This is a genomic window from Streptomyces sp. NPDC032472 (genome assembly GCF_040636955.1).
GTDB lineage: Bacteria > Actinomycetota > Actinomycetes > Streptomycetales > Streptomycetaceae > Streptomyces.
In genome coordinates, this window is record NZ_JBEZVK010000005.1 from 149,402 (window position 1) to 168,765 (window position 19,364).

14 protein-coding genes are annotated in these 19,364 nt (G+C 74.8%); 9 read left to right on the plus strand and 5 right to left on the minus strand.

Going from position 1 to position 19,364, the window contains the following annotated elements; translation table 11 throughout:
* The first annotated feature begins 151 nt into the window (after nucleotides 1-151).
* Nucleotides 152-805: a sigma-70 family RNA polymerase sigma factor gene (locus AB0F11_RS04965; RefSeq protein WP_362168524.1), complete on the plus strand. Its 654-nt coding sequence runs from the start codon at nucleotides 152-154 to the stop codon at nucleotides 803-805.
* Here the strand turns inward: AB0F11_RS04965 and AB0F11_RS04970 are convergent.
* The 3 genes from AB0F11_RS04970 to AB0F11_RS04980 form a co-directional block, all read right to left on the minus strand.
* Nucleotides 732-1,727: a MerR family transcriptional regulator gene (locus AB0F11_RS04970; RefSeq protein WP_362168616.1), complete on the minus strand. Its 996-nt coding sequence runs from the start codon at nucleotides 1,725-1,727 to the stop codon at nucleotides 732-734. The two genes, AB0F11_RS04965 and AB0F11_RS04970, sit on opposite strands and share 74 nt — an antisense overlap.
* A gap of 104 nt (nucleotides 1,728-1,831) precedes the next feature.
* Nucleotides 1,832-3,205, minus strand: coding sequence for a deoxyribodipyrimidine photo-lyase (locus AB0F11_RS04975; RefSeq protein ID WP_362168526.1), 1,374 nt, complete (start codon nucleotides 3,203-3,205; stop codon nucleotides 1,832-1,834).
* A 167-nt stretch (nucleotides 3,206-3,372) separates the two neighbouring features.
* Nucleotides 3,373-4,965: an SDR family oxidoreductase gene (locus AB0F11_RS04980; RefSeq protein ID WP_362168528.1), complete on the minus strand. Its 1,593-nt coding sequence runs from the start codon at nucleotides 4,963-4,965 to the stop codon at nucleotides 3,373-3,375.
* Between the two features lie 145 nt (nucleotides 4,966-5,110).
* Between AB0F11_RS04980 and AB0F11_RS04985 the strand changes: the two genes are divergently transcribed.
* The 4 genes from AB0F11_RS04985 (at nucleotide 5,111) to AB0F11_RS05000 (ending at nucleotide 9,100) form a co-directional block, all read left to right on the plus strand.
* The gene (locus tag AB0F11_RS04985) at nucleotides 5,111-5,590 is read left to right on the plus strand and encodes an Lrp/AsnC family transcriptional regulator (RefSeq protein WP_362168530.1); all 480 of its coding nucleotides are present in this window, start codon (nucleotides 5,111-5,113) and stop codon (nucleotides 5,588-5,590) included.
* A gap of 75 nt (nucleotides 5,591-5,665) precedes the next feature.
* Nucleotides 5,666-6,343, plus strand: a complete 678-nt coding sequence (locus AB0F11_RS04990; RefSeq protein WP_362168532.1) for an HAD family phosphatase — start codon at nucleotides 5,666-5,668, stop codon at nucleotides 6,341-6,343.
* 158 nt (nucleotides 6,344-6,501) lie between these two features.
* Nucleotides 6,502-7,866, plus strand: coding sequence for a cytochrome P450 (locus tag AB0F11_RS04995; RefSeq protein ID WP_362168534.1), 1,365 nt, complete (start codon nucleotides 6,502-6,504; stop codon nucleotides 7,864-7,866).
* Between the two features lie 124 nt (nucleotides 7,867-7,990).
* Entirely contained in the window at nucleotides 7,991-9,100 is a 1,110-nt protein-coding gene (locus AB0F11_RS05000; RefSeq protein WP_362168618.1) for an FAD-dependent oxidoreductase, read from the plus strand.
* Here AB0F11_RS05000 and mltG read toward each other — a convergent pair.
* Together mltG and AB0F11_RS05010 are read right to left on the minus strand one after the other, a co-directional pair.
* Complete coding sequence (gene mltG, locus AB0F11_RS05005) at nucleotides 9,097-9,906, minus strand: endolytic transglycosylase MltG (protein WP_362168537.1); 810 nt, start codon at nucleotides 9,904-9,906, stop codon at nucleotides 9,097-9,099. The two genes, AB0F11_RS05000 and mltG, sit on opposite strands and share 4 nt — an antisense overlap.
* 131 nt (nucleotides 9,907-10,037) lie before the next feature.
* Complete coding sequence (locus AB0F11_RS05010) at nucleotides 10,038-11,990, minus strand: ABC transporter ATP-binding protein (protein ID WP_362168539.1); 1,953 nt, start codon at nucleotides 11,988-11,990, stop codon at nucleotides 10,038-10,040.
* A gap of 86 nt (nucleotides 11,991-12,076) precedes the next feature.
* Here AB0F11_RS05010 and AB0F11_RS05015 point away from each other — a divergent pair, with 86 nt between their 5' ends.
* The 4 genes from AB0F11_RS05015 to AB0F11_RS05030 all read left to right on the plus strand — a co-directional run bounded on the left by AB0F11_RS05015 (nucleotide 12,077) and on the right by AB0F11_RS05030 (nucleotide 19,364).
* Complete coding sequence (locus tag AB0F11_RS05015; RefSeq protein WP_362168541.1) at nucleotides 12,077-12,598, plus strand: MarR family transcriptional regulator; 522 nt, start codon at nucleotides 12,077-12,079, stop codon at nucleotides 12,596-12,598.
* 18 nt (nucleotides 12,599-12,616) lie between these two features.
* On the plus strand, nucleotides 12,617-15,553 hold the full coding sequence (locus AB0F11_RS05020; protein ID WP_362168544.1) for an FAD-binding and (Fe-S)-binding domain-containing protein: 2,937 nt from the start codon (nucleotides 12,617-12,619) through the stop codon (nucleotides 15,551-15,553).
* Nucleotides 15,554-15,687: 134 nt separating this feature from the next.
* The gene (locus AB0F11_RS05025; RefSeq protein ID WP_362168546.1) at nucleotides 15,688-17,586 is read left to right on the plus strand and encodes an ABC transporter ATP-binding protein; all 1,899 of its coding nucleotides are present in this window, start codon (nucleotides 15,688-15,690) and stop codon (nucleotides 17,584-17,586) included.
* The gene (locus tag AB0F11_RS05030) at nucleotides 17,583-19,364 is read left to right on the plus strand and encodes an ABC transporter ATP-binding protein (protein ID WP_362168548.1); all 1,782 of its coding nucleotides are present in this window, start codon (nucleotides 17,583-17,585) and stop codon (nucleotides 19,362-19,364) included. Before AB0F11_RS05025 ends, AB0F11_RS05030 begins: the two co-directional genes overlap by 4 nt.

A 19,364-nucleotide genomic window follows, 5' to 3' on the forward strand; every position in this document is an offset into this window, starting at 1 on the left:
CGCCCCCTCCACCACCGCGGGCCACGCCCACGGGCCCGCGAACGCAACGGGGCACTCGGCACGTCGCCGCGGTGGAGGTCCCCCGGTTCGCCAAACGATGCGGAAACGGTGCGACTGGCGGTGGCGAGGCCCGGGTCGCGACGCTCGGATCATGGGTGAGCTCAGGAGCGGGGGCGCGGGCGCGGAGCGGGTGGCCGCCGGGTTCGAGCCGGTCGAGAAGTGGCCCGCCGCCAGCCCCCAGGCGGGCCAGGCGTGGATTGCCGCCGGATTCGCGGCGGGTGAGGAGCGGTCCGTGGAGGCCGTGTACCGGCGGTGGCGGCCCCTCGTCCATGCGCTTGCCCAGCGTGCTCTGGGCGATGAGCGGGAGGCCGAGGACGTCACGCAGCACGTCTTCCTGGCCGCCTGGCGGGGCCGGAGCCGCTACCGGCCGGGGCCGGGCGGGTTCGGGGCCTGGCTGACCGGGATCACCCGCCACAAGGTGGCCGACGCGCTCCGGGCGCGGGCCCGGCGCGCACTGGCGGCCGACGCCGCCGCCCGCATCGCGGCGCAGGCGGGCGGGTGCCCCGGGCCGGCACCGCTGCCGGAGGCGGAGCAGGCCGTGGACCGGGTGCTGCTCCTGTCCGAGCTGGCCCGGCTGCCGTCGGCGCAGCAGCAAGTGCTGCACCTGGCGTTCTACGCCGATCTGACGCAGGCGGAGATCGCGGACCGCACCGGGCTTCCGCTGGGCACCGTCAAGAGCCATATGCGAAGGGCCCTGGGCCGGCTCCGCCGGACCCTGCCGGAGCAGGTGCCCGCGGGTCGATGACCGCGAGGGCCTGGCCCAGCCCGTGCAGCCGTTCGGTGCGCGGCAGCGGCGTGCCGCTGGCCCAGCCGGGTCCGGCCAGCAGCAGCGCCGAGTGGCCGCGGGCGCCGCGCAGGCCCCACTCGATGCCCGCGACCGACCTGGCCAGGGCGCGGTCGGCGGTCGTACGGGACTGCGCCCACAGGACGACGGCGCGCGGACCGGTACGTCGTACGGCCTCGTGCAGGGCCTCGGCGGGCAGGGCCGCTCCGAACATCCGGGCGGCCACGCCCCGTTCGCCGAGCGCAGCGGTCAACGCCTCGATGGGCAGGCTGTGCTGCTCGCCGGGCACGCACGCCAGCAGCACCGGCGGGGTGTGCGGGGGCTCGGGCCGGGGCCGGATCCGGTGCAGGGCGGCGGAGACGTGCCAGGACAGCAGGTGCTCGACCTCCACGTACCGCTCCCCGGCGGTGGCCCATTTGCGGCCCACCGCGTGCAGGGTCGGCGCGATGACCTCCTCCCAGGCGGGGACCAGGCCGTGGTCGGCCAGGGCGGCCTCCAGCAGGTCCGACACGGCCGGTGCGTCGAGGCGTACGGCGGCTCGGGACAGGCCGCGGCATTCCGGGCGGACCGCGCCCAGCGGCAGTCCGCTGCCGGGCCCGCCCGAGCGGTCGGCGGGGGCCGCCGGCGGCTCCGTACGCGCCGCGGCCGGTCCGGGGGCGCCGCCGCGTGCCGTACGGGCCGCCTCGGCCGGGGGGACGCCCTGCGCCGTGAGCCGGCACATCAGCTCCAGGCGGGCGATGTCCTGCGGGGTCCAGCGGCGGTGCCGGCCGTCCTCGCGGTGGGCCGGACCGATGGCGTACCGCCGCTCCCAGGAACGGACGGTGGTCGGGGACACCCCGAGCCGGCGGGCGACGGCGCCGGTGCTCAACGCGGCGGCGGGCAGCCCCTGCGGAGCCGGCGCCTTCGAGGGGTCCGGAGACGCTGAAGGGGGCACGCCGTGCACGCTGTCCACCCGCTCACGATACGGCCCGGCCGGTGGCCCGGGGGTCAGTCCGTGCCGCGTGCGCGGCGGAAGCGGGCGAGGGCGGTGGGGAGGTCCACCACGGGGTCCGGATAGCTGTAGCGGGCCCGGTCCAAGGTGGCCAGGCGCCAGGGTTCGTGCAGGTGGGGGCCGTCGAGGCCGGCGAGCTCGGGGACCCAGCGGTGCACGTAGCGGCCGTCCGGATCGAAGCGGAGGCCCTGCCGCACCGGGTTCAGGATCCGGTTGGGCCGGGTGTCGGTGCCGGTGCCGGCCACCCACTGCCAGTTGAGCTGGTTGTTGGCGAGGTCACCGTCGACCAGGAGGTCGAGGAAGTGGCGGGCTCCGATCCGCCAGTCCACGTACAGGGTCTTGGTCAGGAAGCTCGCGGCGAGCAGCCGGCCCCGATTGTGCATCCAGCCCTCGTGCCGCAGCTGGCGCATGGCCGCGTCGACCACCGGGTAGCCGGTGCGGCCCTGCTTCCAGGCCTCGGTGTCCTCCTCCGCGGCCGGGCCGGTGCGCCAGTGGTCCCCGCGGCCCCGGTAGTCGTGGGCCGCGCTGTCGGGGCGGGCGGCGAGCACCTGGTGGTGGAAGTCGCGCCAGCACAGCTGGCGTACGAAGGCCTCGGCGCCGGGCCCTTCGACGGCGCGGGCCCGGTGGACGGCCTCGGTGGGCGAGAGCGTGCCGAAGTGCAGGTGGGGGGAGAGCCGGGAGGTGGCGTCGCCGGCCAGGTCGTCGTGGGCGTCGGCGTAGCGGGACAGGCCGGCGCGCAGCCAGCGCGCCAGGAGGGTACGGGCCTCGCGCTCGCCGCCGGGCGCGAGGCCCGGGGAGACACCCGTGACGGCCCCGCTCCGGGGCAGCGGTTCCGAACCGAGGCCCTCGGGCACGCGCACGGAGCGCGGGGCGGGCAGGACGGGCCGCGGCGCCAGCTCGGCCCAGCGGCGGAAGTACGGGGTGAAGACGGCGAAGTGGTCGGAGCCGGCCGGGTGGACGACGCCCGGGGCGGCGACGGTGGCCACCCCGTCGTGCACGTAGAGCCGGCGGCCCTCCGCTTCGAGGGCGGCGCGCAGCCGCTCCTCGCGGGCGTGGGCGAAGCCGCTGACGCCGGCGGCCATGTGGACCTCGTCGGCGTCGCACTCCCCGGCCAGTCGGCAGACCTCGGCGGCGGTGTCGCCGGAGCGCAGGATCAGGCGGCCGCCGCGCTCGCGCAGGGCGGTGTCGAGGTCGGCGAGGCAGTCGGCGAGGAAGGCCAGCCGGTTGGGTGCGGCGAAGCCGGCGGCGTCGACCGCGCGGTCGCGGACGAAGAGCGGGACCACCCGGTCGCAGGAGGACAGCGCGGCGCGCAGCGGGGGGTGGTCGTGCAAGCGCAGGTCGGAGGTGTAGAGGACCACCGCGACGTTCATGGGTCTCGCTCCGGTCAGGGTGAGGGGTCCGGGTCGGGTCGGGCAGGCAATGGGCGGGCCAGAGTGCGGACGGGCCGGGGGCTGGTCGGGTCAAGGGCTGAGGGGCAGGTGGCGGGCGGGCCAGGGGCTTGGCGTGTCAAGGGCTGGGGCGCAGGAGGGCGGGCCGGTCAAGGCCGTCCTGGCTCGTGGGGCCGGCCGCTCTCGTCCGGTACTTCGGCCGGTGCAGGCTCCGCGGATGCACCGGTCGCGTCGCCGGTCCGCTCCTGCAGCCGGCACGCGGCGCGGGCGATGTTGCGGGCCATGCCGCCGAAGACCACGGCGTGGAAGGGCGAGACGCTCCACCAGTAGAGGTGCCCGAGCAGCCCGTGCGGGTGGAACAGGGCCCGCTGCCGGTAGCGGGCGCGGGGCGCCGGCCCGTCGCCGGCAGCCGCCGGTGCGGGCTCCGCATACATCTCCAGCCACGCGAGCCCCGGCAGTCGCATCTCGGCGCGCAGTCGCAGCAACCGGCCCGCCTCGATCTCCTCCACCCGCCAGAAGTCGAGGGAGTCCCCCACCCGCAGCCGGGCCGCGTCGCGCCGCCCGCGGCGGATACCGACCCCGCCGACGAGCCGGTCCAGCCAGCCCCGTACGGCCCAGGCCAGGGGGAAGGAGTACCAGCCGTTCTCGCCGCCGATGCCCTCCACCACCTGCCACAGGGCGGCGGGCGAGGCGTCCACGGTGCGCTCCCGCCGGTCGGTGTAGAGGCTGCCGCCCGCCCAGTCGGGGTCGGTGGGCAGCGGGTCGCTCGGTGCGCCGGGCACGGCGGCGGAGGACCAGCGCGTGGTGACCTGCGCCTCGCGCACCCGTTGCAGGGCGAGCGCCAGTGCCTCGTCGAGGCCGATCGGGGCGCCCGGCGGGTCGGGAACGTGGCGGGCGATGTCGTGCTCGGCGCACACCACCTCGTGGCGCAGCGATTCGGCGAGCGGCCGGGCCAGGGCCCGCGGGACGGGGGTGACCAAGCCGATCCAGTGGCTGGACAGCCCCGGGGTCAGCATCGGGACGCGCAGGATGAACCGCGGGGGCAGCCCGGCAATGGCCGCGTAGCGGCGCATCATCTCCTCGTACGTGACCACGTCGGGGCCGCCGATGTCGAAGGCCCGGCTGACCTCGGGCGGCATGGCGGCGCTGCCCACCAGGTAGCGCAGCACGTCGCGGACGGCCACGGGCTGGACCCGGGTGCCGACCCAGCTGGGGGTGACCATGACGGGCAGCCGCTCGGTCAGGTAGCGCAGCATCTCGAAGGAGGCCGAGCCGGAGCCGATGATGACGGCGGCGCGCAGGACGGTGGTCGGGACGCCGGAGGCGAGCAGGATCCGGCCGACCTCGGCGCGCGAACGCAGGTGCGGGGACAGCTCGCGCAGCGGGATCCCGGCCGGGGTGAGGCCGCCGAGGTAGACGATGCGGCGGACGCCGGCCGCCCGGGCCTGCTCGGCGAAGACGCGGGCAGCGGCCCGGTCGCGTTCCTCGAACCCCTGGCCGCCGCCGAGGGCGTGGACGAGGTAGTAGGCGACGTCGATGCCCTCCAGGGCCGCGGCCACGTCCGCGGCATCGCCGACGTCTCCGCGGACCGTCTCGGTCCGCCCGGCCCACGGGTGGTCGCGCAGCTTCTCCGGCGAACGGGCCAGGCACCGGACGCGATGGCCGGCGGCGAGGAGTTCGGGCACCAGTCGGCCACCGATGTAGCCGGTGGCCCCGGTGACCAGGCAGTGCAGACCGGTCATGGTTCGCGCTCCGCTCTTCGTGCTCCCCGGTGGGGGAGGCTCCTCGACAGGGATTCGGCCGGACGGCCGGTCCCGGATGCACCGGGGCCGCCCGCGCGCATGCCGACGCGGCGCCCCTGAACTGGGCCATTGGTACAGTCGCGGCATGGCGGTGGACGAGCTCGACACCCGGATTCTGCGCCTGCTGATCGAGCAGCCGCGCACCAGCATCCGCGAGTACGCCCGGATCCTGGGGGTGGCGCGCGGCACCCTGCAGGCCCGCCTCGACCGGCTGGAGCGCACCGGTGTGATCACCGGGACGGGGCCGGTGATCTCCCCCGCGGCGCTCGGCCACCCGGTCCTGGCCTTCGTGCACATCGAGGTGACGCAGGGCCATCTGGACGAGGTCGGCGATGCGCTGGCGGCCGTGCCCGAGATCATCGAGGCGTTCTCGATCACCGGCGGCGGTGACCTGCTGACCCGGGTGGCGGCCCGGGACAACGAGCACCTGGAGGACGTGATCCAGCGGCTGATCCGGCTCCCGGGCGTGGTCCGCACCCGGACCGAGGTGGCGCTGCGCGAGCGGGTGGCGCACCGGCTGCTGCCCCTGGTGGAGTCCGTGGGACGGGCGGCGCGCGCCTCCTGACGAGCGCGTCCTGGCAAGATGGCCGGGCGAGCACGTACATCAGGACGGGCAGGACCGGCAGAACGGGCGCAGCGGATGATCTCCGTCATATTCGATCTCGACGGCACCCTCGTGGACAGCGAGCCGAACTACTACGAGTCCGGGCGGCGCACCCTGGAGCGCCACGGGGTGCCCGATTTCACGTGGGAGCAGCACTCCCGGTTCATCGGCATCGGCACCCTGGAGACGCTGGAGATCCTCAAGGACCGGTACGGCATCCCGGCGCCGGTCGAACAGCTGCTGGCCGAGCAGAACGCGGCGTACCTGGAGCTGGCCCGCGGCGGCACCGAAGCGTTTCCGCAGATGCGGAAGTTCGTGGAGCGGCTGCATGCGGAGGGGGTGCCGATGGCGGTGGCGTCGGGGTCCTCGCGCGAGGCGATCGACGCGGTGCTGGCCGGGACGGGGCTGGACGCGCTGCTGACCACGGCCGTCTCCGCCGAGGAGGTCGCACACGGAAAGCCGGCCCCGGACGTCTTCCTGGAGGCGGCGCGCCGGCTCGGCGTGCGGCCGGCGGACTGCGTGGTCGTCGAGGACGCGGCGCCGGGGGTGCGGGCCGCGCATGCGGCGGGTATGGCGTGTGTGGCCGTGCCGTACGGGGAGGAGGCGGCCGGCGATCCCGGGTTCGCGACGGCGGAGCTCGTCTTCCCCTCCGGCCAGCCGGAGTTCAGCGCTGAGGCGGTGTACGCCTGGCTGTCCGCCCGCCGCACCGCCTGAGGCGGGGCGCACTGACCGGACGCCGGACCGCCGGACACCACACCGCCGGGCTGCCGGGCCGCCGGGCCGCCGCAGCCCTCCAACCGGCCTGCCAGGCCGAAGTGTTACGGCGCGCGGAGCTCTGGCGGGCCGGGCGGTGCGCTGCGACCATGCGTGGCGTGACCGCCACCCTGCTGCCCACGGACACCGAGCGCGGACCGCGCCGGTGGCCCCTCCTCGGGAACCTGCCGGCCTTCGCCCGCGATCCCCTCGCCTTCTTCGAGTCGTTGCGCGACGACTACGGCGACTGGGTGCCCTGGGCGCTCGGGCCGCAGCGCAACGTGCTGATCTCCCGGCCCGAGCATGCCGGCGAGCTGCTCGGCTCCGTTGAAAAAACGTTCAAGCCGATGGAGTTGGGCTGGGCGTTCCACCAACTGCTCGGCGACGGCGTCGTGGTCTCCACCGGGGAGGACTGGCGCCGCAAGCGGGCCTTGGTCCAGCCGGCCGTCCGGCCCCGTCAGGTGCGTGCGTACGCCGCCACGATGGTGGAGTGCGCCGACGCGCTGGCCCGCGGCTGGGCCGAGGGCGGCCGGATCGACGTGCACCGGGAGATGGCCGGGCTCACGCAGCGGATCGCGGTGCGCACCCTCTTCGGCAGCGACGCCGCCGGCCGCGAGGCCCCGATCAGTGCGGCGATGGCCACGGCGCAGCGGGAGCTGGGCGCCGAGTTCCGCGGCGTGACGCTGTTCCTGCCGCCCTGGGTGCAGACTCCGGGCCGCCGCCGGATGCGCCGGGCCGTGGCGGTCCTCGACCGGGAGATCGCGTACGTCGTACGGGAGCACGAGGCGGCCTCGCAGGACGGTGGCCCCGAGCGGGACGACCTGCTGAGCCGGCTGCTGGCGGCCCGCGACGAGCAGGGCGCCCCGCTGTCGCAGAAGGAGCTGCGGGACGAGTCGATCACCCTGTACATCGGCGGCCACGAGACCACGTCGACCACGCTGACCTGGGCCTGGCAGCTGCTGTCGGGTGCGCCCGAGGCGCGGGCCCGGCTGACGGAGGAGCTGGACCGGGTGCTGGGCGGCCGACTGCCGACGTACGAGGACTACGAGCGGCTGACCTGGACCCGGCAGGTGGTCAAGGAGGCGCTGCGAGTGTATCCGCCGGTCTGGCTGATCTCGGCGGTCGCCGGGGAGGGCGCATCGATCGGCGGGCGGGCGGTGCCGGCGGGGACGACCGTGTGGACCAGCCCCTGGTCGATGCACCGGGACAAGCGGTGGTTCCCCGATCCGGAGGCGTTCCGCCCGGAGCGCTGGTCCGCCGACGGCGCTGCCGCGCATGCGGCCTCCGAGCAGGCCTGGATCCCGTTCGGCGGGGGCCCGCGGGCCTGCCTGGGGGCGCGGTTCGCCCTGGTGGAGGCGGCGCTGGTGCTGGCGGTGCTGGCCCAGAGGTTCCACGTGGACTCCGGCCCCACACCGGTGCCGGTCTTCCCCGGGCTGACGCTCCAGCCGGCGGGGCCGGTTCCGGCGGTGCTGCGGCGGCCCTGACGGGGCGCCCCTCGAAAAGGGAACGGGGAAGATCCCGCCACCCCCACGAGTTAGTAGAACCGTGAACGAACTCATACGGGGGACGCGGCCCACCGGCACCAGCGCGAACGCCACTGCCGGCGCGATCGACGTGGTGGTCGTGGGCGCCGGGCAGGCGGGGCTGTCGAGCGCCTACCACCTGGCGCGGGCGGGGATCGGCCACGTGGTCCTGGACCATGCCCCGCTCCCGGGCGGCGCATGGCAGTACCGCTGGCCGTCCCTGACGTACGGCAAGGTCCACGGGATGCACGCGCTGCCCGGCATGGAGCTCACGGGCGCGGACCCGCTGCGGCCCTCGTCGGCGGTGATCGGGGAGTACTTCGCGGCGTACGAGCGCCGGTTCGGCCTGGACGTGCGCCGCCCCGTGGACGTCACCGCCGTACGGGAGGGCACCGACGGGCGGCTGCGCGTGGAGTCCTCGGCCGGCGTCTGGTCCGCCCGGGCCCTGATCAACGCCACCGGTACCTGGGACCGGCCCTTCTGGCCGCGCTACCCGGGGCAGGAGACCTTCCGGGGGCGCCAGCTGCACACCGCGGACTACCCGGGGCCGCAGGCGTTCGCCGGCGCCCGGGTGGTCGTGGTGGGCGGCGGCACCTCGGCGGTGCAGCACCTGCTGGAGATCGCCGAGGTGGCCGCGCAGACCACCTGGGTGACCCGGAGGCCCCCGGTGTTCCGCGACGGGCCGTTCGGGGAGGCCGAGGGCCGCGCGGCCGTGGCCCGGGTCGACGAGCGGGTGCGCCGCGGGCTGCCCCCGCAGAGCGTGGTCAGCGTCACCGGGCTGGCCCTGAACGAGGCGGTCCGGGCCGGGATCGCCTCGGGCGTACTGGACCGCATGCCCGTGTTCGACCGGATCACGCCGACGGGCGTGGCCTGGGACGACGGGCGGCACGTGGAGGCCGATGTGATCCTGTGGGCGACCGGCTTCCGGGCGGCCATCGACCACCTGGCCCCGCTGCGGCTGCGCGAGCCGGGCGGCGGCATCCGGGTCGAGGGCACGCGCGCGGTCCGCGACGAGCGGGTCCACCTGGTCGGCTACGGCCCCTCGGCCTCCACCATCGGCGCCAACCGGGCCGGCGGCGCCGCGGTCCGCGAGATCCGCCGCCTGCTCGCACCCCGGAACCCCGCCGACGCCCCCGATGCTTCCCCCCTCGGCGCCTCCGCCCTCGAACCGGCCGGGGCTGCCGCGGCGCTCTAGTCGGCGCCGTCGGGACGGGACCCGGCGCGGGCCTGCGCGGCTCCCGAAGTGGCGGCGGCGCGGATGCGGTTGAACTCCGCGACGTGCTTCTTGTGCTCCTCGTACGTCACCGAGAAGCGGGTGTCCCCCGGCTTCACGGTGACGAAGAACAGCCAGTCGCCGGGCGTCGGCGCGACGGCGGCCGCCAGGGCGTCCGCGCCGGGGTTGTCGATCGGGGCGGGCGGGAGCCCCTGCCGCCGGTAGGTGTTGAAGGGGCTGTCGATGCGCGTGTCGCTCAGCGTGGTGTTCAGCGTGCGGCGGTCCAGCGCGTAGTTGAGCGTGGAGTCCATCTGGAGCGGCATCGCCTTCGCCAGCCGGTTGTGCACCACGCGGGCGACCTTGCCCATGTCGGCGCGGGAGTCGGCCTCCGCCTCGATGATGCTGGCCAGGGTGGCCGTCTGGTACGGGGTCATGCCGTGTGCCTTGCCGCCGTCGGCGACCGCCCGGGCGGCGAGGTGGCGATTGGCCGTCCCCACCATGGAGGCGAGGAGCGAGCCGGCCGTGGTCTTCGAGGTCACCGGGTACGTCGCCGGGAACAGGAACCCCTCCGGATTTCCCTTCGCCTCGGCGGGCAGGGCCAGTTCCGTCGCGGCGGCCGCGACCTGGGCGGACCCGGCCGGGAGCTTCAGCTCGCGGTCGATGGCGGCGTAGACCTGCGGGGCCCGCCAGCCTTCGGGGATGGTCAGCCGGCCCAGGACCTCGGGGGCTTCCGGCTCAGCGCCGCGCAGCAGCGGTACGAGCACGGCCACGCCGGTCGCGAGCAGCATGCAGAAGAAGATCGCCAGACGGCCCCGGCGGGTCAGGCGGGATCGATGTCGTGGCAGCCGGTACTCAGGGCGCATACGGGCACGCTAAACGGCACAGCGCCATATTCCGGGGCATCACGCCCCCGCACCGGTCAGACGATCACACGTTCCACACGTTCGGCCCGCTCGGCGCGTGCGGCACCTTCCGCCCTCTCGGCCCGCTCCACCTGCTCCACCTGCTCCACCTGCTCCACCTGCTCCACCTGCTCCACCTGCTCCGCACGCTCGCCGCCCGCGGTCTCGCGGTCCCGGCGGACCAGGGCCGCGTACCGGCCGCCGGCCTCCAGCAGTTCGTCGTGCGTGCCGCGTTCGGCGATGCGCCCCTTGTCCAGGACGACGATCTGGTCGGCGTCGCGAACGGTGGAGAGCCGGTGCGCGATGGTGATGGTGGTGCGGCCTGCGGAGAGGTTGTCGATGGCCTGCTGCACGGCGTGCTCCGTGCGGGTGTCGAGGGCGCTCGTGGCCTCGTCGAGGATCAGCACCGGCGGGTCGCGCAGGATGGTCCGGGCAATGGCCAGGCGCTGCTTCTCGCCGCCGGAGAAGCGGTAGCCGCGCTCGCCGACCAGGGTGTCGTACCCGTCGGGCAGGGACGCGATGTGGTCGTGGATCTGCGCCGCGCGGGCCGCCTCGGTGATCTCCTCGTCGGTGGCGTCCGGTTTGGCGAAGCGCAGGTTGTCGGCGACCGAGGCGTGGAAGAGGTAGGTCTCCTGGGAGACCACGCCTATGGAGCGGGCCAGCGAGTCGAAGTCGAGGTCGCGCACGTCCACCCCGTCGAGGGCGACCCGTCCGCCGGTGACGTCGTAGAGCCGGGGCACCAGGTAGCTGAGGGTGCTCTTTCCGGAGCCGGTCGGGCCGACCACGGCGAGGGAGCCGCCGGCCGGGACGGCGATGTCGATCCCCGTGAGGGTGGGGCCGTGCTTGGCGTCGTACGCGAAGTGCACGTCCTCCAGCCGGATCTCGCCCTTGGCGCGCTCCAGGCGGACGGCGTCCTCGCGCTCGGTGATGTCCACCGGCAGGTCGAGGTACTCGAAGATGCGGGCGAACAGGGCCAGCGAGGTCTGGATCTGCACACCTGTCGACAGCAGGCTCACGGCGGGCCGGAACAGGCCCTGCTGGAGCGTGACGAAGGCGACGAGGGTGCCGACGGAGAGGGACGGGGCGCCGGACTGCAGGGCTATGCCCGCGGCCCAGTAGATGAGCGCGGGCATGGCGGCCATGACGATGCCGATGGTGGACATCCGCCAGCGCCCGGCCATGCTGGAGCGCACTTCGAGGGAGACGAGCTTCTCGGACTCCTCGGCGAAGGACCGGGTGAGCGAGTCGGCGCGGCCCATCGTGCGGCCGAGCAGGATGCCGCTGACGGACAGGGACTCGGTGACGGTCGCGGCCATGGCGGCCATCTGCTTCTGCCGCTGCATGGTGATCTTCTTGCGCTCGCGGCCCACGCGCCGACTGATCCACACGAACAGGGGCAGCAGGAGCAGCGAGACGAGGGTCAGCCGCCAGTCGAGCGCGAGCATGGCGACCACGGAGGCGACCACGGCCGTCAGGTTGGAGACGAGCGAGGTGGCGGTCGAGGTGACGGTGGCCTGCATGCCGCCGATGTCGTTGGCTATCCGGGACTGCACCTCGCCCGTGCGGGTGCGGGTGAAGAAGGCCAGCGGCATCCGCTGGAGCTGGGCGTAGACGGCGGTGCGCAGGTCGTGCATGACGCGCTGGCCGACGGTGGTGGAGATCAGGGTCTGGAGCACGCCGAAGACACTGGTGACGACGGCGGTGAGGATCATGCCGAGGGCGAGCAGGCTGAGCAGCCCGGTGCGGCCCTCGGGGATGGCGACGTCCAGGATCTCCTTCAGCAGGAACGGCGAGGCGACGCCGACCAGCGAGGACGCACAGACGAGCAGCCCCACGACGGCGAGCCGGCCGCGGTAGGGGCGGAAGAGGCCCACGATCCGGCGCAGTTCGCGCGGGCGCTCCGCGGGGGCGGGGCTGCTGGGGTCGAGGGCTTCTTTCGATGGGGTCCAATTCGGTTCTTCGGGGCGCATGGGCCTCCTTCTGACGAGACTTGCATGAGCATAGCTCATTGTTACCTATGCTCACAATGAGTCTGGTCCTGGTACCGTTCACCAGTATGAGCACCGCTTCCGAAACCGACAGCTCGGCCGACTGCCCGACCGCCGGCGCTCCCGACAGCTCCCCCGAGAGCTCTGCGGACAGCACGGACGGCGTGCTCGCCGAGCAGTTGCTGCGGCTGACCCGCCGGCTCCACCGGATCCAGAAGCGCCACCTGGAGCCGCTCGGGATCACCCCGGCCCAGAGCAGGCTGCTGCGGCTGGTCTCGCACTACGACGGCGGGCAGCCGCCCCGCATGGCGGACCTCGCCGCGCGCCTGGAAGTGGTGCCCCGTGCCGTGACGACGCTGGTGGACGGCCTGGAGGCCGCCGACTGCGTGCGCCGCGCGCCCGACCCGGCGAACCGCCGCGTCATACGGATCGAGCTCACGGACACGGGGCGCGCCACGCTGCGCCGGCTGCGCAACGCGCGGACCGACGCCGCAGAGGAGATCCTGGCTCCGTTGACCGCCGGGCAGCGGGACCAGCTCGGCGGCCTGCTGGACGCTTTGATGGACGCCCCCGCGGGGCGCCGCTGCTGACGGGAGCAAGGGGTCGCGATGCCGCTGCTGGAACCGAAGCCCGGGGCCCTGCGCCCGCACAGCGTCCGCGGCCCCTCCCCCGACCGGGTGCCCGAGTGGCGCGCCGGCGGCACCCCCGAGCCGCTGCGCAGCGAGCTGATCGAGCTGCTGGGCGCCCAGAAGGTGCTGTGGAAGCTGTCCGACCTGGTCCGCTACGCCTCCGACGCCTCGCCGTACCGCTTCGTGCCGCAGGTCGTGGTGGTGGCCGAGGACATCGACGACGTGTCCGCGGTCCTGTCGTACGCCCACGGGCGCGGGCGGGAGGTGGTCTTCCGGGCGGCCGGGACCTCGCTCAACGGCCAGGCCCAGGGCGAGGACATCCTGGTCGACGTACGCCGCCACTGGGCCGGCATCGAGGTGCTGGAGGGCGGCCGCCGGGCCCGGATCCGGCCCGGCACGACCGTGGCCCGGGCCAATGCCGCCCTCGTCCGCCACGGCCGCGTCCTCGGGCCCGACCCGGCCAGCGCGATCGCCTGCACCCTCGGCGGGGTCGTCGCCAACAACGCGTCCGGCATGACGGCGGGGACCATGAGGAACGCGTACCGCACGCTGTCGTCCCTGACCTTCGTGCTGCCGGGCGGCACGGTCGTGGACACCGCCGACCCGCTGGCCGACGAGGAGCTGGCCCGCGCCGAGCCGGCGCTGTGCCGCGGGCTGATGGAGATCAAACGGGAGATCGAGGCCGATCCGGAGCTGGTGGCCCGGATCCGGGCCAAGTACGAGATCAAGAACACCACCGGCTACCGCCTCGACGCGTACCTGGACGGCACCACGCCGGTCGAGATCCTGCGCGGTCTGATGGTCGGCTCCGAGGGCACGCTCGGCTTCCTCGCCGAGCTCGTCTTCGACACCCTCGCGCTGGACCGCGAGCGCACCACCGCCCTGCTGTTCTTCCCCTCCCTGCCCGCCGCGGCGGCCGCGGTCCCGCTCTTCACCGCGGCCGGCGCCCTCGCCGTCGAGGTGATGGACGGCAACACCCTGCGCGCCTCGGTGCGCGTCGCGGGGGTCCCCGCCGACTGGGCGGGCCTGCCGAAGGACACCACGGCCCTGCTGGTGGAGTTCCGCGCCCCGGACGAGGCGGGGCGCGCGGAGCACGAGCGGCGCGCCGCCGAGGTCCTCGCCGGGCTGGACCTGGTGGCCCCGGTCCCGTCGGTCACCAACGCCTTCACCCGGGACCCGGGGACGATCGACGGCTACTGGAAGGCCCGCAAGGCCTTCGTCACGGCCGTCGGCGGGGCCCGCGCCCAGGGCACCACCCTGATCACCGAGGACTTCGCGGTGCCGCCCTCCCGGCTGGCCGAGGCCTGCGAGGCCCTGCTCGCGCTGCAGGCGGAGCACGGATTCGACGCGGCCGTCGCCGGGCACGCGGCCCACGGCAACCTGCACTTCCTGCTCGCCTTCGACGCCTCACGGCCCGCCGACGTCGAGCGGTACGCGGCGTTCATGGACGCCTTCTGCCGGCTCACGGTCGAGCGCTTCGACGGCTCGCTGAAGGCCGAGCACTCCACGGGCCGCAACATGGCCCCCTACCTGGAGCTGGAGTGGGGGCCCCGGGCCACCGAGCTGATGTGGCGCACCAAGGCGGTCGTCGACCCGGACGGGCTGCTCGCCCCGCGGATCCTCCTCGACCGCGACCCGCAGGCCCACCTGCGCGGCCTGAAGACCATCCCCCGGGTCGAGGCGGTGGCCGATCCCTGCATCGAGTGCGGGTTCTGCGAACCGACCTGCCCCAGCAAGGACCTGACGACGACACCGCGCCAGCGGATCGTGCTGCGCCGGGAGGTGATGCGCCAGCAGCCGGGCTCGCAGGTGCTGGACGGCCTGCTGGAGTCGTACGGGTACGACGCCGTCGACACCTGCGCGGGCGACTCCACCTGCATGCTCGCCTGCCCCGTCGGCATCGACACGGGCGCGCTGGTACGGGACTTCCGCCACCGCCGGCACGGCCCGCGCGAGGAGCGGGCGGCCGAGCTCGCCGCCCGCCGGTTCGCGGCCGTCGAGGGCGCGGCCCGGCTGGCGGTGGCCGCCGCCGACCGGGTCACCGGCCTGGTCGGGGACCGGCTGCCGGCCGCGGTGGCGGGGGCCGTGCGGCGCGCCGTACGGCCCGACCTGGTGCCGCAGTGGCTGCCCCAGCTCCCCGGCGCCGCGGCCCGCAGGGCCCCTGCGACCCGGCGGGTGGGTGCGGCGGCCGTCTACTATCCGGCCTGTGTCAACCGGATCTTCGGCGGACCGGACGACCCGTCCGACGTGTCCTTGCAGGAGGCCGTGGTGGCCGTTTCCGAGCGGGCCGGAAAGCCGGTGTGGATTCCGGGTGACACCGCCGGGACCTGCTGCGCGACGATCTGGCACTCCAAGGGCTACGAGGCCGGCAACCGGGTGATGGCCAACCGGATCGTGGAGGCCGCCTGGGGCTGGACGGCGGGAGGGCGGCTGCCGCTCGTCGTCGACGCCTCGTCCTGCACGCTGGGCCTCGCGCGGGAGGTGGTCCCGTACCTGACCGACGACAACCGCGCCCTGCACGCGGAGCTGCGGGTCGTCGACTCGGTCGTGTGGGCGGCGCAGGAGCTGCTGCCGCACCTCACGATCCGGCGCACCGTGGGCTCGGCGGTGCTCCATCCCACCTGCTCGATGCGCCATTTGGGTGTGGAGGCGCAGCTGCTGGCGGTGGCCGGGGCGTGCGCACGGGAGGTGGTGGTGCCCGAGGACCTGGGCTGCTGCGCCTTCGCGGGCGACCGGGGCATGCTGCACCCGGAGTTGACCGCCTCGGCGACGGCGCGGGAGGCGGCGGAGGTGACCTCACGGGCGTTCGACGCGCACCTGTCGGCGAACCGCATGTGCGAAGTGGGGATGGACCGGGCCACCGGCCGCAGCTACCGCTCGGTGCTGCTGGAGCTGGAGCGGGCCACGCGCCCCTGACCGGGTGTCATGCGGCGGGAGCCACGGGACATCCTGCCGCGTGAGGCCTTGGCCAACGCAAAATCGATTGCCCGACTCCGGTCCGGAAGGCGAACCTTGCACGGTTTGGACCTCTCGACCAGTCATGGGGCGTCATGCAGATCAGCGATCTCCCGTATCCGGATCCCGGTGTACCCGACGCCCGCTCCGGCCCCCGCTTCCTGGTGTGGCTCGGACGGGGCCAACTCGGCGGACAGGTCAAGAGCCTGTGCTGGGGCCTGCTCCACTTCTGCGGCATCGCGGGCCTGCCGTACGCGGTGGGGCTCGGCGTCGACGCGGTCGTGGATCGCGACGGCGCCCGGCTGCTGCTCGTCGGGGCGCTGCTGGCCCTGGTCGGCGTCGCGATCGCGGTCGGCGACGCCATGCTCCACCGCACCGCCGTCACCAACTGGATCACGGCCGCCGCGCGGGTGCAGCAGCTGCTCGCGCGCAAGACCGCCGAACTCGGCGCGGCCCTGACCCGCCGGGTCGCGGCGGGCGAGGTCGTCGCCGTCTCCACCGGCGACGTGGAGAAGATCGGCTGGTTCGTGGAGGCGGTCTCCCGCTTCCTCGCCGCCGCCTTCTCCGTCGTCGCCATCTGTGTCGGCCTGCTCTTCTACGCACCCGCCATCGGAACCGTCGTCGCCCTCGGCATCCCGGTGCTCGCCCTGTCCGTCCTGCCGCTGCTGCCGCGCGCCACCCGGCGCGCCGACGTCCAGCGGGAGAAGGCCGGCAAGGCCACCGAACTGGCCTCCGACACCGTGGCGGGACTGCGGGTGCTGCGCGGCATCGGCGGCGAGGAGCTGTTCCTCGGCCGCTACCGCGAGGCCTCGCAGGAAGTCCGCAGGGCCGCCGTGCGCAGTGCCCGGATGTGGGCGTTGATCTCGGCGATCCAGGTGCTGCTGCCGGGCGTGCTGCTGATCGCGGTGGTCTGGTACGGCTCCGTGCTCGTCCTGGACGACCGGCTGGCAGTCGGCCAACTCGTCGCGGCCTTCAGCGCGGTGGCCACGATGCTCTACCCGCTGCGGCACTTCGAGGAGATCGCGATGGCGTACTCCTTCTCCCGGCCCTCCGCCGAGCGGGCCGCCCGGGTGCTGTCGTTGACCCGTGGCGACGCCCCCGAGCGGCCCTCCTCCGCGGCCGTACGGGCCCCGGAGCCCGGCGGCGACCTGTACGACCCCGTGACCGGGCTCCTGGCCCCGGCGGGCCGGCTCACCGCCGTGGTGTGCGGGGACCCGGACCTCGCGGGCCGGCTCGCCGAACGCCTCGGCGGACACCCGCCGGAGGGCGGCGAGGACGCCAAGGACGCCAAGGACGTCAAGGGCGCCGCGGGCGAGTTCGGTGACGGCAGCGGCCCCGCCGTTCCCGAACGGGTCTCGGTCCTGCTGGGCGGGGTCGCCCTGGACGAACTGCCGCTGGACACCGCCCGCACGCTGGTCCTCGTGCAGGACAAGGACCCGGTGCTGCTGTCGGGCACCCTGCGCCGGCTGTTCGCCGTACCGGCGTCCGGGGCGGTCGAGCCCGCCGCGGCGCTGGCCGCCGCCCAGTGCGGGGACGTGCTGGACGCGCTGCTCCAGGCGGCCCCGGACGGGGTGGCCGACCCCATGGACGCCCACCTCACCGAGCGCGGACGGTCGCTGTCCGGCGGGCAGCGCCAGCGCCTCGCCCTGGCCCGCTCCCTGGTCACCGACCCCGAGGTGCTCGTCCTGGACGAGCCGACCTCGGCCGTCGACTCGCACACCGAGGCGCGCATCGCGGACGGCGTGCGCGCCCTGCGCAAGGGGCGCACCACCGTGGTGCTCGCCTCCTCACCGCTGCTGCTGGACCGCGCCGACCACGTCGTGTTCCTCCACGAGGGCACGGTCGCCGCGACCGGCACCCATCGCGAGCTGCTGCACGACGACCGGCGCTACCGGGCGGTCGTCACCCGCGAGACCGAGGAGGAGCAGCGGATCGCCCGCCTGGCACCGGCACGGCTCCCCGAAGCACTCACAGAGATCGAGGAATCCGCATGATCGGCGTGGCGCCGCCGCAATACGACCCCGCGGCCCCCGAATCGGCCGCCACCCTGCCCGTGGGCTCGCCGGCGACCGTACGGGGCTATGTGCGCGGCCTGCTGCGACGGCACCGGCGGGCCTTCGCGACCCTGGTGACGGTCAACGCGGCCGCGGTGGTCGCCTCCATGGTGGGCCCGTACCTGCTGGGCCGGGTCGTGGACCGGCTCGCGGCCGGAACCCGGGAGCTCCACCTGGTGCAGGTGGCGGTGCTGTTCGGGCTGGCCCTGATCGTGCAGACGGTCTTCGTGCGGCTGGTCCGGCTGCGCGGGGCGATGCTCGGCGAGGAGATGCTGGCCGACCTGCGCGAAGACTTCCTGGTGCGGTCGGTGGGCCTGCCGCCGGGCGTCCTGGAGCGGGCCGGGACCGGCGACCTGCTGTCGCGCATCACCACAGACATCGACCGGCTCGCCAACGCGATGCGCGAGGCCGTGCCCCAGCTGGCCATCGGCGTGGTGTGGGTGGGGCTGCTCTTCGGGGCGCTCGGCGTGACCGCGCCGCCGCTGGCGCTGGCCGCGCTGGTGGCACTGCCCGTGCTGGTGGCCGGCTGCCGCTGGTACTTCCGGCGGGCGCCCTCGGCGTACCGCTCCGAGGCGGCCGGCTATGCGGCGGTCTCGGCGGCGCTCACCGAGACGGTGGACGCGGGCCGCACGGTCGAGGCACACCGCCTGGGCCCGGACCGGATCGCCCTGTCGGAGCGCCGGATCAAGGAGTGGACGGCGTGGGAGCGGTACACCCTGTTCCTGCGGACGGTCCTCTTCCCCGTCATCAACGCCACCTTCGTGACGATCCTCGGCTCCGTTCTGCTGATCGGCGGTTTCTGCGTGCTGCAGGGCTGGTTGTCGGTCGGGCAGCTGACCACGGGCGCGCTGCTGGCGCAGATGATGGTCGACCCGATCGGCCTGATCCTGCGCTGGTACGACGAGCTCCAGGTCGCCCAGGTGTCGCTGGCCCGGCTGGTGGGCGTGCGGGAGATCGAGCCGGACGGCGGCGACTGCGCCGTCGCCCCGGCGGGGCGGGACGTCCGCGCCGATGCGGTCCGCTTCGGCTACCGGGAGGGCGTCGACGTGCTGCACGAGGTGTCGATGGCGGTACCCCCGGGCACCCGGATGGCGCTCGTGGGCCCCTCGGGCGCGGGCAAGTCCACCCTCGGCCGGCTGCTGGCGGGCATCTATGCGCCGCGGACGGGTGAGGTGACGCTCGGCGGGGCGCAGCTGTCGCGGATGCCCGCGGAGCGGGTGCGCGAGCAGGTGGCCCTGGTCAACCAGGAGCACCACGTGTTCGTGGGCACGCTGCGGGACAACCTGCGCCTGGCCCGGACCGGGGCGCAGGACGCCGAGCTGTGGGCGGCGCTGGGCGCGGTGGACGCGGACGGCTGGGCGCGGGCCCTGGACGGCGGCCTGGACACCGAGGTCGGCTCGGGCGGCACGGCCCTGACCCCGGCGCAGGCCCAGCAGATCGCGCTGGCCCGGCTGGTGCTGGCCGATCCGCACACGCTGGTCCTCGACGAGGCGACCTCGCTGCTGGACCCGCGCGCCGCACGGCACTTGGAGCGGTCGCTGGCCCGGGTGCTGGACGGCCGGACGGTCATCGCGATCGCCCACCGCCTGCACACGGCGCACGACGCGGACGTGATCGCGGTGGTCGAGGACGGCCGGATCAGCGAGCTCGGCTCGCACGACGAGCTCGTCGCGGCCGACGGGGCGTACGCGGCCCTGTGGCGTTCCTGGCACGGCTGA

What these genes read in the sequence shown, in the direction of transcription:
- AB0F11_RS05015 (WP_362168541.1), top strand. Translation starts at nt 12,077, where the DNA reads ATGAGCACCGCTTCCGAAACCGACAGCTCGGCCGACTGCCCGACCGCC.
- AB0F11_RS05020 (WP_362168544.1), top strand. Translation starts at nt 12,617, where the DNA reads ATGCCGCTGCTGGAACCGAAGCCCGGGGCCCTGCGCCCGCACAGCGTC.
- AB0F11_RS05025 (WP_362168546.1), top strand. Translation starts at nt 15,688, where the DNA reads ATGCAGATCAGCGATCTCCCGTATCCGGATCCCGGTGTACCCGACGCC.
- AB0F11_RS04980 (WP_362168528.1), bottom strand. Translation starts at nt 4,965, where the DNA reads ATGACCGGTCTGCACTGCCTGGTCACCGGGGCCACCGGCTACATCGGT.
- AB0F11_RS04975 (WP_362168526.1), bottom strand. Translation starts at nt 3,205, where the DNA reads ATGAACGTCGCGGTGGTCCTCTACACCTCCGACCTGCGCTTGCACGAC.
- mltG (WP_362168537.1), bottom strand. Translation starts at nt 9,906, where the DNA reads ATGCTGCTCGCGACCGGCGTGGCCGTGCTCGTACCGCTGCTGCGCGGC.
- AB0F11_RS04985 (WP_362168530.1), top strand. Translation starts at nt 5,111, where the DNA reads ATGGCGGTGGACGAGCTCGACACCCGGATTCTGCGCCTGCTGATCGAG.
- AB0F11_RS05030 (WP_362168548.1), top strand. Translation starts at nt 17,583, where the DNA reads ATGATCGGCGTGGCGCCGCCGCAATACGACCCCGCGGCCCCCGAATCG.
- AB0F11_RS05010 (WP_362168539.1), bottom strand. Translation starts at nt 11,990, where the DNA reads ATGCGCCCCGAAGAACCGAATTGGACCCCATCGAAAGAAGCCCTCGAC.
- AB0F11_RS04990 (WP_362168532.1), top strand. Translation starts at nt 5,666, where the DNA reads ATGATCTCCGTCATATTCGATCTCGACGGCACCCTCGTGGACAGCGAG.
- AB0F11_RS04965 (WP_362168524.1), top strand. Translation starts at nt 152, where the DNA reads ATGGGTGAGCTCAGGAGCGGGGGCGCGGGCGCGGAGCGGGTGGCCGCC.